Genomic DNA, 12,442 nt, shown 5'->3' on the forward strand with positions numbered 1-12,442 from the left:
CTCGGTCCTGACAGCGCGCGCTACCGCCTGCCCGAATACGGATAAAAATGCGCGAACTGTCCGGGGAGTAGTGCAGGATGTCAGGAGTGAGAACGGTAACGACTCCTGACAGCACGGCGGCCCCGGTCCGGGCCTGGCTCCCGATCATGCTGGCGCTGGCGGCCATCTGGGGCTGCAGCTTCCTGTTCATCTCGGTCGGCGTCCGCGAGCTGCCGCCGCTCTACCTCGCGCTCGGCCGGGTGATCGCGGGATCGGTCGTCCTGCTCACGATCCTGATCGCCAAGCGCGAGCCGCTGCCGCGCGACCCGTGGCTGTGGGCGCACTCGTTCGTGGTCGGGGCGATCGGCTCGGCGATCCCATGGACCCTGTTCGGGTACGGCGAGGAGCGGATCCCGTCGCTGCTCGCCGGCATCTGGAACGGCATCACCCCGCTGGTCGTGCTGCCGATCGCGGTGCTGATCTTCCGGACCGAGAAGTTCTCGGCGCAACGCGGGATCGGGCTGCTGATCGGCTTCGCCGGGATGCTCGTCGTCCTCGGCGCCTGGCGGGTGCAGGGCGGCGCGGACCTGGCCGGTCAGGCGCTGTGCATGCTCGCCGCGGTGTCGTACGGGCTCGCGATCCCTTACCAGAAACGGTTCCTGGCCGGTACGACGCTGTCCGGCACCGCGCTGTCCACCAGCTTGTTGCTGTGCGCAACCGTCCAGCTGGCCGTCGTCGCGCCGCTGGTCACCAGGCAGGCGCCGCCCCCGCCGTGGTCGCTGTCGCCGGAGACCGTGCTGAGCGTGCTCGCCCTCGGCGCGCTGGGCAGCGGACTGGCCTTCGTCCTGAACATGCGCAACATCCGCCTGATCGGCGCCAGCCGCTCGTCGATGGTCACCTACCTGATGCCGATCTTCTCGATCGTCGTCGGCATCCTCGTCCTGCACGAGCACCTGACCTGGTACCAGCCCGTCGGCGGTCTCGTCGTCCTGCTCGGCGTCGCCGTCTCCCAGGGCCTGCTGACCGTGCGCCGCAAGCCGGTCGTTGCGGCCGCGGCAACCTGAGGTGTGCGGACCTGCGCCACTCAGTAACCCCGCCCGGTGGGTGGCCGCCGACCGGGGCTGAGCGTCGGGCGCCGGGGCGGGCAGCAGTTGGTGGGTGGTGGAGGTCCGCCCGGCGCTCGTCAGATGCGGCGCAGGTTGGGGATCGCGGCGACCACCACGGCCACCAGGGCGAGGAGGGTGCCGGCGACGACCGGCGTGGTGACGGGCTTGTCGGCCACCGGCAGGAAGATGTCGATGAACAGGCTGGCGATCAGCTGACCGGCGATCGTGCCGAGGCCGAGCACGAAGACGCCGACCACCCGGACCACGGCGGCCGCGGCGCTGATGAAGATCACGCCGCACGCGCCGCCGAAGTACAGCCAGGGCTCGCTCGGCAGGTGCCGTGGCGCACCGCGGACCGAGAGATCGACCAGGAACACGAGCAGCAACGCGACGAATCCGACCAGGAAGTTCACCACCCCGGCCGCGACCGCGCCGTACGCGTCGGAGGACGCGGTCCGCGCCACCCGCCCGTTGATGGCCTGCTGGACAGCCGTGCCGACGCCGCCCAGCGCAGGCAGGATCGCCAGCAGCAGGCCGTCGGGGTGACTCAACTGCTCGGACACGGCGAGGCCGACCGCGACCAGCGCGATCACCGCACCGACTATGCGGACGGCGGTCAGCGGCTGCGGGCCGGCCGGACCGAAACCGAGGCGGTCGACGACGAGGCTGCTGATCGCCTGCCCGGCCACGCCCGCCACCAGGAACACCGCCACACCGATCACGGACACAGTGATCGACTGCGTCGCCACGAGGAACGCCCCCGCGATGCCGCCCAGGCACTGCCACCAGCGCAGGCCGCCGTACCCGCGCATCGGACGCCGGATCGTGCGCCACACCGTGACCAGGCCGCGCCGCACCGGCGGCACGACGGCGGTGGCGACCAGCAGGATCAGCAGACCGGTGCCGAACGAGATCAGCGCCGCGGGGATGCCGTCGCCGAGGATGCCCCCGAGCTCACCGTTCAAACGGGACTGGACCGCTACCAGCATCCCGATCCCGAACGCCGAGGCGAGGCCGACGACATGGTGCCGCCGGGTCGAAGGGGCGGGACGGGTGGCGGTGGTGGTCACCGCACTATCATCACCGTTCGACCAATAGCGCCTGACAGCAGGTCCGCATCATGACCGGCGGATCAGCGCCAGATACATCGCGTCGGTGCCGTGCAGGTGCGGCCAGAGCTGGACATCCGGACCGGCGCCCAGGTGCGGTACGTCGGGGAACAGCGGCCGTGCGTCCTCAAGGGTCGCGTCGCCGCGACGGCCCAGGACGGCGTCGACCACCGCGCGGGTCTCGTCGGGATGCGGCGAGCAGGTCACGTACGCCACCACCCCGCCGGGCCGGACGGACGTGATCGCCGAGTCGAGCAACGCCTCCTGCAGCGGACGGAGCTCCTCGACATCCTCCGGCGTACGGCGCCAGCGCGCTTCCGGGCGGCGGCGCAGCGCACCGAGACCACTGCACGGCACGTCCGCCAGCACGCGGTCGAACGAACCCGCCGGCCAGGTGGGCTTCGTGCCGTCGCCGACGAGCACCTTGTGGTTGCCGGGGATCGCGCGCAGGTTCTGGCGGACGAGTTCCGCGCGGTGTTTGAGCGGCTCGACCGCGGTCAGCTGACCGTGCCGGCCGTCCTGGCGGTCCTGGACGAGCGCCGCCAGTAGGGCCGACTTGCCGCCCGGGCCCGCGCACAGGTCCAGCCAGTGCGCGTCGTTCCCGTCGACCTTCGCCGAGGCCAGCGCGACCGCGACCAGCTGCGACCCTTCGTCCTGCACACCGGCGCGCCCGGTCGCGACGGCCTCGATCCGCCCCGGATCCCCACCGCCGTCGAGCACAGCCCCATACGGCGACCACCGAGCCGACGTAGCCCCCGCAGCCACCAACTCATCCACATCTGCAAGCCCAGGACGAGCCACCAGCGTCACCCGAGGGGGCTCGTTGTCGGCAACCAGCAACCGCTCCAGCTCGTTCGCGGCCTCACCCGCCGGTGCGGCGCCCGGACCCGCGGCGAGTGCACGGTCGAACGACTCGATCACCCATCGCGGATGTGCCTCGGCGATCGCCAGGTAGCCGAGGAGATCATCGTCCGGGTGTGGCGCGGTCGTCGAGATCCACTGGTCCAGCCTGCGCTGACTGATCTTGCGGAGTACGGCGTTCACCAGGCCGGTGCGCTTCTGACCGAGCTCGGACCGAGTCAACGTGACCATCTCGTCCACCGCGGCGTACGAGTCCACCCGCATGTTGAGCAGCTGGTGGGCGCCGAGGCGGAGCACGTCCAGCAGCTCGGGGTCGAGGTCCGCGAGCGGCCGCGAAACGCACCGCTTCAGAAAGGCGTCGTACGTGCCCTGCCAGCGCAGCGTGCCGTGCACGAGCTCGGTGCAGAACGCCGCGTCCCGCCCGCCGAGCCGGGCTTCCCGGAGCGCCTTGTTGAGCGCGAGGTTCGCGTACCCGCCCTCACCGGTGACCTGCCGGATGACCTGGTACGCGACCCGCCGTACCGGATCCGGCCGCCGCTGCGGCGCCCTGTTCCGCGCGTTCCGATCGCTCACGCCGCAGGTCCCAGCCGGTCCTCGTCGGTGAGGCGGACGCCGCGGGCCCAGTCGGGTGCGGCCATCGGCTTCTTGCCCTGCGGCTGAACCGTCACCAGCTCCACCGCCTTGCTCCCCGTGCCGACGCGCACACTCGACTTCGTCGCCCGCAGCTCACCGGGCTTCAGGTCGTCGTCGGTCAGCCGTACGGCGAGGACCTTCAGCCGCTCGCCGCGGAACATCGTCCACGCACCCGGCGCCGGGTTGCAGCCGCGTACGAGCCGATCGACCCGCTGCGCCGGCGCGGTCAGGTCCAGCTCCGCGTCCTCGACGGTGATCTTCGGCGCCAGCGTCACGCCGTCGGCGGGCTGCTCGCGGGCCTCCAGCACGCCGGCCTCGATGCCGTCGAGCGTGTCGACGAGAAGCTTCGAGCCCGACACCGCCAGCCGGTGCAGCAGGTCGCCCGAGGTGTCCTCGGGGCCGATCGGTTCGGTGAGTACGCCGTAAACCGGTCCGGCGTCCAGCGCCTTCACGATCCGGAACGTGCTCGCACCGGCCACGTCGTCGCCCGCGATGATCGAGTGCTGCACGGGTGCGGCGCCGCGCCAGGCGGGCAGCACCGAGAAATGCAGGTTGATCCAACCGTGCCGCGGGATGTCGAGCGCCGCCTGCGGCAGCAAACCGCCGTACGCGACGACCGGGCAGCAGTCCGGGGCGATCTCCCGCAGCCGGGCCAGGAACTCGGGATCGCTCGGCTTCACCGGCTTCAGGATCTCGATGCCGCCCAGCTCCTCGGCGTACTGCGCGACCGGCGACGCGACCAGCTTCCGGCCGCGGCCGGCCGGCGCGTCCGGGCGGGTGACGACACCGACCAGTTCGTGCCGGCTGGCGACGATCGCCTCGAGCGCGGTGACAGCGGGTTCCGGCGTACCGGCGAAGACGACTCTCACAGGCCGAATCCGTTCGTGGGGTGCGGGGAGACCTTGATCTGCGGTGGGCCGCCCAGGCCCGACCACTCGGCCTCGCGGATGGCCTTCATCGCCTGCTTGCGGGTCTCGCGGTCGAGGCGGTCCACGAACAGGACGCCGTCCAGGTGGTCGGTCTCGTGCTGGATGCAGCGGGCCAGCAGATCGGAGCCCTCGATCACCACCGGGTCGCCGTACATGTTGAAGCCCTTGGCGATCACCGACTGGGCCCGGCGGCAGTCGAAGGTCAGGCCGGGGATCGACAGACAGCCTTCGGGGCCGAACTGCTCCTCCAGCGACAGCGTCAGCTCCGGGTTGACGAGGTGCCCGAGTTCGCCTTCGACGTGGTACGTGAACACGCGCAGGCCGACGCCGATCTGCGGTGCGGCCAGCCCCGATCCGGGCGCGTCCTGCATGGTGTCGGTGAGGTCGGCGACCAGGCGGCGCAGCTCGGCGTCGAAGTCGACGACCGGCTCGGCCTTGGTGATCAGAACGGGGTCGCCGAACAGACGGATGGGTTGGACCGACACAGACTCTCCACAGGGCTCCACGAACCGGGACCGGGCAAGTCTAGTTGGCCTGCCGGAGCCGTTTCCGGTGGGAGGCCCCTCCCGTTTGTTGCCACGAGCACGTACTGTGGTCCCAGGCGTACCCTCAGTCACTGCCGTCACACGCCGCTCGGGAGACCCAATGCGCACAGCAGCACGGGGAGCAACTCTGGTCCTCCTGGGTGCACTGCTCGCCCAGGCACCCCTCACCGCCCAGGCCTACCAGCCACGCGAACCGGAGTTCCGCACCGGAGCGGCCGGTCCGACGACGCCGACCCCGGAACCTCCTGCCTCGACGTCGAGCTCGGGTCAGCCTGCGGCGCGGTCGTGGAGTGAGGTGGTGAAGCAGGTCAGCGAGACGTCGCCGGGTGATGTGCAGTTGCGCTCGGCCGACACCTCCGCGCAGGCCGCGTCCATGCTCCGATGCTTCAAGCTCGACGCCGAGAACTACTGCCTCGGGCTCGGGTTCGTGCAGGAGGTGCCGACCGGGCCGCAGCGGCACGCGCTGATGGCCGAGTCGAGCCTTCGCGCCGCGGACGAGGTGGGTGCCGAGCAGGACATTTCGACCGGTGATCTGACGCCGGCCGCGTTCGTGGCCCAGCGGGCCGCGCTGCCGAAGACCCAGCGGGTGACCGCCGAACTCGACGAGATGGAAGCCGCCTGGAACGGCCGCGAGAAGGCCCGCGAACTCCGTCAACTCGCCGAAGCCGAGACGCCGCCGCCCAACCCACAGACACCGCAAACCGAGCAGACACCGGAGAGCGCAACAGCACAGCCGACCGCGCCCGCGACGCCAACGAACGAAGCAACCACCGCCCCGGCCACCACACCGACCACGACGCCGACTGTCACGCCGACGCGGACCGCTCCCACCGGCGGGACGCCGACCGCGGTGCCGACGACTCCGGTGGCGCCGGTCGCCGCACCTGCCTCGGCGTACCTGATGAAGGGTTTCCAGACCTCGCAGGAGAAGGGGTACTGGTGCGGTCCGGCGACGTTCCAGTCGATCGACTGGGCCGACGACAACCAGAAGGACACCCAGGCGTCGTGGGCGAAGGACCTCGGCTCGACCACGTCCGGTACGGCGATCTCGGCGATGGTGAAGCAGACGAACCTGAAGACCGCGTGGCCCAAGTCGGCCGGCACGTACATCGTGCAGAACGTCTCGCACTGGAACGCGCAGACCTTCTTCACCGTGCACCAGAAGCACCTCGGCGTGTACAAGGCCCCGGTGATCGAGCACGTGCAGCTCCTCAAGCGGTACTTCCCGTACCTGGCCTTCAACCACAGCGGCCACTACCAGGTCGGCCGCGGCTACGACAAGGCGCAGGGCACGATCGCGATCTTCGAGGTGTTCAACGAGCGCCGCTTCAACAGCCGCGGCAACGTCACCGACGGCCCGAAGAACATCCCCGCCAGCGCCCTGTTCAACGCCACCCTGGCCAACTCCTTCCAGAACATCGGGCTGTAAATGCGTCGTCGTTCCGTTGCCGCAGGCACCCTCCTGGTGCTGCTCGTCGCGGGCTGCTCCAGCGAACCGCCGCAGAGCAGCCCGTCCCCCAGCCGCACACCGACCACGTCAGCGGCGCCGACGACACAGCCTCAGCCGACCCGCCCGACGGACACCGGTACCGCGTTGCCGGCGTGGGCAAAGGTTCTGCGGCAGCCGGTCGACGGGCAGCATCTCGTGACGCGGCAGCGCAAGTACGTCGTCACGCGTGGCAGTGACGAGGCCGGTACGACGACCATCGCGGACCGGACGAGCAAGAGGGTGGTCGTCCGGCACGTTCCGGCGAGCGGGTTCGTCGCGCAGTCGCCGGTCGTCATCGATGATCGGTGGGCGCTGGTCGAGGACATCCGCTCCGACGGGCCCGATCCGCAGATCAAGGTCGTCCGCTACGACCTCACGACCGGCAAGGCCACCGTTCCGGCCGCTCTGCCGCCCGTGTCCGAGCCGGAGATCGGCGCGTACGACGGCACCTTCGCGTACAGCTCCACCGACGCGAGGAACCGCTCCTGCCTGATCGTCGCAGACCTGGCGACGCTGAAGTCGCGCACCGTCACCTGCGTCGCAGCGCCCGGCTACGTGGCCGATCCGGTGCTGTCGGCCGACACCGTGACGTTCAGCGAGATCGTCGCGCCGGAGACTGCCCGCCGGTGCAAGCGCCTCCTCGCCGCTCCGCTGTCCGCGGGCGCCGCACAGCCGGTGCCCGCGGCAACCAACTGCATCCAGTGGAGCGGCGCGACCCTGCGTGGCGCGACCGTGTGGTCCGAGGTCGGCGCCTCGGACCCGGACCAGTACCAGAGCAAGGCGTACGTCCGGGAGTCCGGCGACTCCCCCGCCCGCCCGCTCGGCACCGTCGTCACCGACACGATTCTTGCCTGCGACAACTGGATCCTGTGGGAGACGAGGACCGTGAGCCCTGCCGGCCAGGAGACCTACCAGATCAACCGCTGGCGTCCCGGTCTCGCCGCCCCGCAACGGCTGTACGCCGCTGAGCCCGGCGTCGCGCTCACGCCGATGACGTGCCAGGACAACACCGTGTACGTCGAGGCCGCGTACCTGGCGAGCTCCCCGACGTACACCGAGAGCATCTCGGCAGCGCTCTAGCGGCGCGCGTGCCGGATCTTCAGCCGGCCGAAGCCCATCACGCCGGTGATCCGGATCCGCGGGCCGTCGCCGGTCGAGTTGCGCGCCGGCTTGTACCGGGTGTCCTTCCACTCGGTGCGGACCGCGTCGAAGTCGACCACCGCGTCCCGCGGCAGCGTGATCTTGACGCCGCCGTGCAGCACGTTCAGCTCGATGTCGACGTCCCCATGCTCGAACTGCGCCTGCGACAGGTCCAGCCGCACCCGCCCGTGCAGGGACTCGACCTTGAGGTGCCGCGGCACCCGCCACACACCGCGCCGGACGATCCGGCCGGCGGAGGCGCCGATGGTCGCCGAGCGGCCCGGCTGCTCGGCCGGCAGCGCGGCGACGGCCACCTCGAGATCCTTGCGGGTCCTGGCGGACAGCACCTGGTGGAGCTGCTGCTCCATCTCGTCGTGGGTGAGATACCCACCCGTGTACGCCGCCTGGACGCGTTCCACCGCCGCGTTGCGGTCCACGTCCCCGATCGCGGGCGAGCGGTCTTCTGGCATCGACGTCACCGGCTCACTCTAGTGGCAGACCCCGCTCACGCAGCTGGGTTCGCAGGTCGGCGGCGCCGGTGAAGAGCTCGGCGTCGAGCCCGACCGCCCGCGCGCCGTCGACGTTGTACGCCATGTCGTCGGTGTAGAACGTGCGCGCCGGGTCCAGCCCGAAACGCTCGATCAGGATCCGGTAGATCTTCTCGTCCGGCTTCACCGTCTGCTCGACACCGGACACGACCTCGCCGTCGAAGTGGGTGAGGATCGGGAAGGCCTCCTTCGCGACCTCCCACTTCTCACCGGAGAAGTTCGTCAGCGCATACGTCGGGACGCCGGCGGCCTGCAGCTGCGCGAGCACATCGGCGGTGTCCTCGAACACGCCCTTCACCATCTTCAGCCACCCCGTGTCGTACGCCTCGATCCACTCGGCGTGTTCCGGGTGCAGGCTGGTCAGCTCCGCGACCGCCTCCGCCCACGGACGACCCTCGTCCTGCTGGTGGTTCCAGGCCGGCGTAGCCACCTTGGTCAGGAAGTGCGTGCGCTGCTCCTCGTCCGGGATGAGGTCGGCGTACAGGTACGTCGGACTCCAGTCCAGCAGCACCCCACCGATGTCGAACACCACCACGTCGATCGTCCGGTCGCTCATAACTGCAACCCTACGAGGCCACCTCGGCGTTCGACGCGGCGCGGGCGTGCAGGGCGGGAGCCAGTGCGTACTGGCCGAGGAAGATCGTGACGCCGAGGACCGCGCAGCCGAGCCAGGTGACAGTCGGGCCGAGGTGCTCGAGCGCGTTCGTCCCGGCGAGCGGGCCGATCACCGTCCCGACGCCGAACGCCATACCGGACAGACCCATGTAGCGGCCGCGCAGGTCGATCGGGGCGAGGTCGGCGAACACCGCGCCGATGACCGCCGCGAACCCGATCTCCCCCAGCGTCCACACCACGACCGACAGCGCGTAACCCCACCAGCTGTGCACGACCGCGCCCACACCGAACCCGAGCCCGACGACGAGCATCGAGGTGGCCAGCAGCTTCGGGCGGTCGAGCTTGACCATCCACCGGCCGAGGAAGGGCTGGACGAGCACGATCACCACGCCGTTCAGCCCGATCACCAGGCCGTAGACCCGCGACGACAGACCGTCACCCGCCATCGCGAGCGGAAGGGTCGAGTAGCCCTGCATGTAGATCGTCGCGTAGCCGATCTGGATCAGGATCATCAACAGGAACACGGTGTCGCGCGCGACCACCGGCAACAGCGCCCGGCTCGCCGCCCCGGCCACCGGCGCCGGGCGGCTCTCCGGAACCATCGTCCAGATCACCAGCCCGGCGATCACCGACGTGGCGGCGTTCACCCAGAACAGCAGGCCGTACCCGAAGGAGGCCAGGACGCCCGCGGCGACCGTCGAGACCGAGAAGCCGAGGTTGATGGCCCAGAACAGCAGACCGTAGGCGCGGACCCGCTCGGTCGGCTGCAGCAGGTCCGCGACGGTCGCCTGGACTGCCGGGCGGAACAGGTCACCGAGCAGACCGACCAGGAACGCGGTCGCCCAGATCAGCGCCATCGACCGGGCCGAGCCGAGCAGGACCAGGGCGGCGCCGGTCCCGAAGAAGCAGATCAGCATCGTCAGCCGCCGACCGATGCGATCGGTGAGGAAGCCGCCGACGAGCTGTGCGGCGACCGATCCCAGGCCGACGGCAGCGGCGACAGCGCCCGCCGTGCCCGCGGAGAGGTGCCGGTCCTGGGTCAGGTAGAGGACGAGGAAGGGTTGCACGAAGCTGCCGAGCCGGTTGACCAGCTGGCACACCCACAACGCCCAGAAGGCCCGCGGCAGCGCGGTGGACGTGGGGTTGCCGACGGCGGTTGCACTCATGGGGCAACTGTCCGCGAACGGCCCGGACCTTGTCGACGATTAGGCTCACGGCTAATCTTGGCCGGTGATCACGATCAGGCTGAACGCCGGCGACATCGGGCGGATCCGGTTCGCACTGTCGCCGGTCTGGGAGGCGGTCACGAGCGTGCGCGCGCTGAGCAACAACACGGCGCGGAGCGTGCACGGCCCGTGGCTGCAGAAGGTCCGGCCGTCGATCGAGGGCGACGACCTGACGTTGCTCAGGGCCCTCATCCCGTCGGCCGGCTACATCCCGGACTTCCTCACCCCGGCCCCGCCGCGACGGTCGACGAGCCTGGAGTCCGGTCTCGCCGCGATCGCCGCGACACCGCACGCGCTGGCGACGGCCGAGCTGACCAGGCTGTACCGGGCCACTCCGCATCCGATGCTGCCGGATCTGATCGCCCGGCCGGCCGCGGCGCTCGACCTGATCACCTCGGCGCTGGAGACGTACTGGCGGCGCGCGATCGAGCCCGACTGGCGGCGGATGCGGTCGCTGCTGCAGGAGGACCTCGCGTTCCGGCTGGACGAGCTGGCCGCCGGCGGCATCGAGCGGCTGTTCCGCAACCTGCACCCGTCGATCAAGTTCAGCGGGGACCGGATCGACATCGACCGGCCGTACTGCTGCGACGGCGAGCCGATGGCCGGACAGGGCGTCCTGCTGGTGCCGTGCGTGTTCACCTGGCCGGCCGGGCTGGCGGTCACCGGCGCGCCGCACGTCCCGACCATCACGTACCCGCCGCGCGGGCTCGGCAGGCTGTGGGAGGACCGCCAGGAAACCACCGACTCGCCGCTCGCCGACCTGGTCGGCCGCACCCGGGCCGCGATCGTCAGCCACCTCGACCTGCCGATGTCGACCACCCATCTGGCCAACCAGCTGGGCGTCTCCGCCCCCACGCTCAGCGTTCACCTGAGCATCCTTCGCAACGCCGGCGTCGTGACGTCCCGCCGCGACGGCCGGGCCGTGCTCTACCATCGAACCGCGCTCGGCCATCAACTCCTGGCCGCCTCCACGACCCTCGCCACGACCGCCTGATCCTTGACAAGCGCCGCGGCGATCCGCGAGATTGGCTGACGGCGCCGACCGGTCGCCGAGCTGTGGGACATCCGCCCCAGTCGGGGTTCCATTCGCGAAGGGGAGTCAGCCCTCTCGGTCGTTGATGCCAGCAGGCCATCTCTCAACACCACGTCACTGGGGGACGAAGGTGTCGACGGAGAGGCTTGTCGTGACGAAGGACGGCAATTTCAAGAAGGTCGTACGGCGGCACGCCCAGGAGACCGGGCAGCGCTACACCGAGGCATTGACCGATCTCGAGGGTCTCGACGACCGCATCTACCACGAGCCGGACGCGGACCGGCTGCTCGCCCACCTGCGGAAGCGGTACGGGATCGACGCGGTCTCGGCGACCAAGCTCAGCGTGCACAAGACGTACGTCTTCCGCATCGACCGCAACGACGGCGCCCCGTGGATCGCGCGGGCGTTCCCGCCCGCGCGGCCGCGGGCCCACGTCGAGGGCGATGCCGCGGTCCTGCGCTTCCTCGAGCAGCACGACTATCCCGCGGAACGTCTCGCCGTCGACGATGCGGTGTCCGACTTCGACGGCAGCTCGGTGCTTGTCACGGAGTTCATCGACCACACCCCGCTTCCGCCCGGCGAGGGATTCGCGATCATGGGCGACCTGCTCGGACGGCTGCACGCGCTGCCGTTCGACGAATCGGTCAGCCGGCCCGGCGGGGCGAGCGGTGAGGACCCGCGCCGGACGGGCACGCCGCGGCAGGATCTCCTGGCGGGCTTGGCCTTTCTCGACGCGGTGGACACGAAGGTCGGGGCGGCCGATCGGGAGCGCTTCGAGCAGCTCCTCGAGCAGGTGCGCACCGCGGACGACGGCGACGGCCTGCCCGAGGGGCTGCTGCACGGCAACCTCCTGCATGCTCCCGACCACGCCGTGATCGGCCCGGACGGGCCGATGGCCATCAACTGGAAGGCGTCCGGCCGCGGGGCGAGGATCGCCGACCTCGCGTTCCTGCTGTGGGGCACCGGGGACTGGGCTCCCGCCCGACGCACCAACGAAGGGCACGTCGAAGCGGTCGTCAGCGCCTACCGCAAGCATGTCGAGCTGACCGACGAGGAACTCGACCGGCTCGAAGGGGTGATGTACATCAGGCCGCTCTACCTGGTGTGCTTCGGCTACCACCGCGACCTCACCAACGGCGTGCCGTTCGACGAGTGGTGGTTCATCGAGCCACCGGAGTACATCGCCTCCACCGCGGCCGCGACCAGAGCCGCGTTCCGCAGGTAGGGCG

The 12,442-nt window shown here is 70.5% G+C and carries 12 protein-coding genes; 5 read left to right on the plus strand and 7 right to left on the minus strand.

Annotated features, from left to right (window positions below; all coding sequences use genetic code 11):
* Positions 1-86: 86 nt before the first annotated feature.
* Positions 87-1,043, plus strand: coding sequence for a DMT family transporter (locus tag AB0L64_RS07875; protein ID WP_363708943.1), 957 nt, complete (start codon positions 87-89; stop codon positions 1,041-1,043).
* Positions 1,044-1,162: 119 nt separating this feature from the next.
* On the opposite strand, the gene AB0L64_RS07880 is transcribed toward AB0L64_RS07875, so the two are convergent.
* The 4 genes from AB0L64_RS07880 to def are packed head-to-tail and all read right to left on the minus strand — an operon-like array spanning position 1,163 to position 5,102.
* Positions 1,163-2,155, minus strand: coding sequence for a DMT family transporter (locus AB0L64_RS07880; RefSeq protein ID WP_363708945.1), 993 nt, complete (start codon positions 2,153-2,155; stop codon positions 1,163-1,165).
* 48 nt (positions 2,156-2,203) lie between these two features.
* Positions 2,204-3,628 (minus strand): transcription antitermination factor NusB, encoded by a 1,425-nt coding sequence (locus tag AB0L64_RS07885; RefSeq protein WP_363708947.1) that lies wholly within the window; start codon positions 3,626-3,628, stop codon positions 2,204-2,206.
* Positions 3,625-4,557, minus strand: a complete 933-nt coding sequence (gene fmt / locus AB0L64_RS07890) for a methionyl-tRNA formyltransferase (RefSeq protein WP_363708949.1) — start codon at positions 4,555-4,557, stop codon at positions 3,625-3,627. Before fmt ends, AB0L64_RS07885 begins: the two co-directional genes overlap by 4 nt.
* Positions 4,554-5,102, minus strand: coding sequence for a peptide deformylase (gene def, locus AB0L64_RS07895; protein ID WP_363708951.1), 549 nt, complete (start codon positions 5,100-5,102; stop codon positions 4,554-4,556). The genes fmt and def overlap by 4 nt, the downstream gene beginning before the upstream one ends.
* 160 nt (positions 5,103-5,262) lie before the next feature.
* Here def and AB0L64_RS07900 point away from each other — a divergent pair, with 160 nt between their 5' ends.
* Positions 5,263-6,591: a C39 family peptidase gene (locus AB0L64_RS07900; protein ID WP_363708953.1), complete on the plus strand. Its 1,329-nt coding sequence runs from the start codon at positions 5,263-5,265 to the stop codon at positions 6,589-6,591.
* Positions 6,592-7,731 (plus strand): hypothetical protein, encoded by a 1,140-nt coding sequence (locus AB0L64_RS07905; protein ID WP_363708955.1) that lies wholly within the window; start codon positions 6,592-6,594, stop codon positions 7,729-7,731. It abuts the gene before it with no gap.
* Here the strand turns inward: AB0L64_RS07905 and AB0L64_RS07910 are convergent.
* From AB0L64_RS07910 to AB0L64_RS07920, 3 genes are read right to left on the minus strand one after another with little or no spacing between them, the layout of a single operon-like run.
* Positions 7,728-8,261 (minus strand): DUF1707 domain-containing protein, encoded by a 534-nt coding sequence (locus AB0L64_RS07910; protein ID WP_359925121.1) that lies wholly within the window; start codon positions 8,259-8,261, stop codon positions 7,728-7,730. The genes AB0L64_RS07905 and AB0L64_RS07910 overlap by 4 nt on opposite strands.
* A 13-nt stretch (positions 8,262-8,274) precedes the next feature.
* Positions 8,275-8,895, minus strand: a complete 621-nt coding sequence (locus tag AB0L64_RS07915) for an HAD family phosphatase (protein ID WP_363708957.1) — start codon at positions 8,893-8,895, stop codon at positions 8,275-8,277.
* A 10-nt stretch (positions 8,896-8,905) separates the two neighbouring features.
* Complete coding sequence (locus AB0L64_RS07920; protein ID WP_363708959.1) at positions 8,906-10,120, minus strand: MFS transporter; 1,215 nt, start codon at positions 10,118-10,120, stop codon at positions 8,906-8,908.
* 64 nt (positions 10,121-10,184) lie between these two features.
* On the opposite strand from AB0L64_RS07920, the gene AB0L64_RS07925 reads away from it, so the two are divergent.
* Together AB0L64_RS07925 and AB0L64_RS07930 are read left to right on the plus strand one after the other, a co-directional pair.
* Positions 10,185-11,174 carry a winged helix-turn-helix domain-containing protein gene (locus AB0L64_RS07925; protein ID WP_363708961.1) on the plus strand — a complete coding sequence of 330 codons (990 nt, stop codon included), beginning with the start codon at positions 10,185-10,187 and terminating at the stop codon, positions 11,172-11,174.
* 190 nt (positions 11,175-11,364) lie between these two features.
* Positions 11,365-12,438, plus strand: coding sequence for a phosphotransferase (locus tag AB0L64_RS07930; RefSeq protein ID WP_363708963.1), 1,074 nt, complete (start codon positions 11,365-11,367; stop codon positions 12,436-12,438).
* The last annotated feature ends 4 nt before the right edge of the window (positions 12,439-12,442 follow it).

It is taken from the genome of Kribbella sp. NPDC051936, assembly GCF_040680955.1.
GTDB lineage: Bacteria > Actinomycetota > Actinomycetes > Propionibacteriales > Kribbellaceae > Kribbella.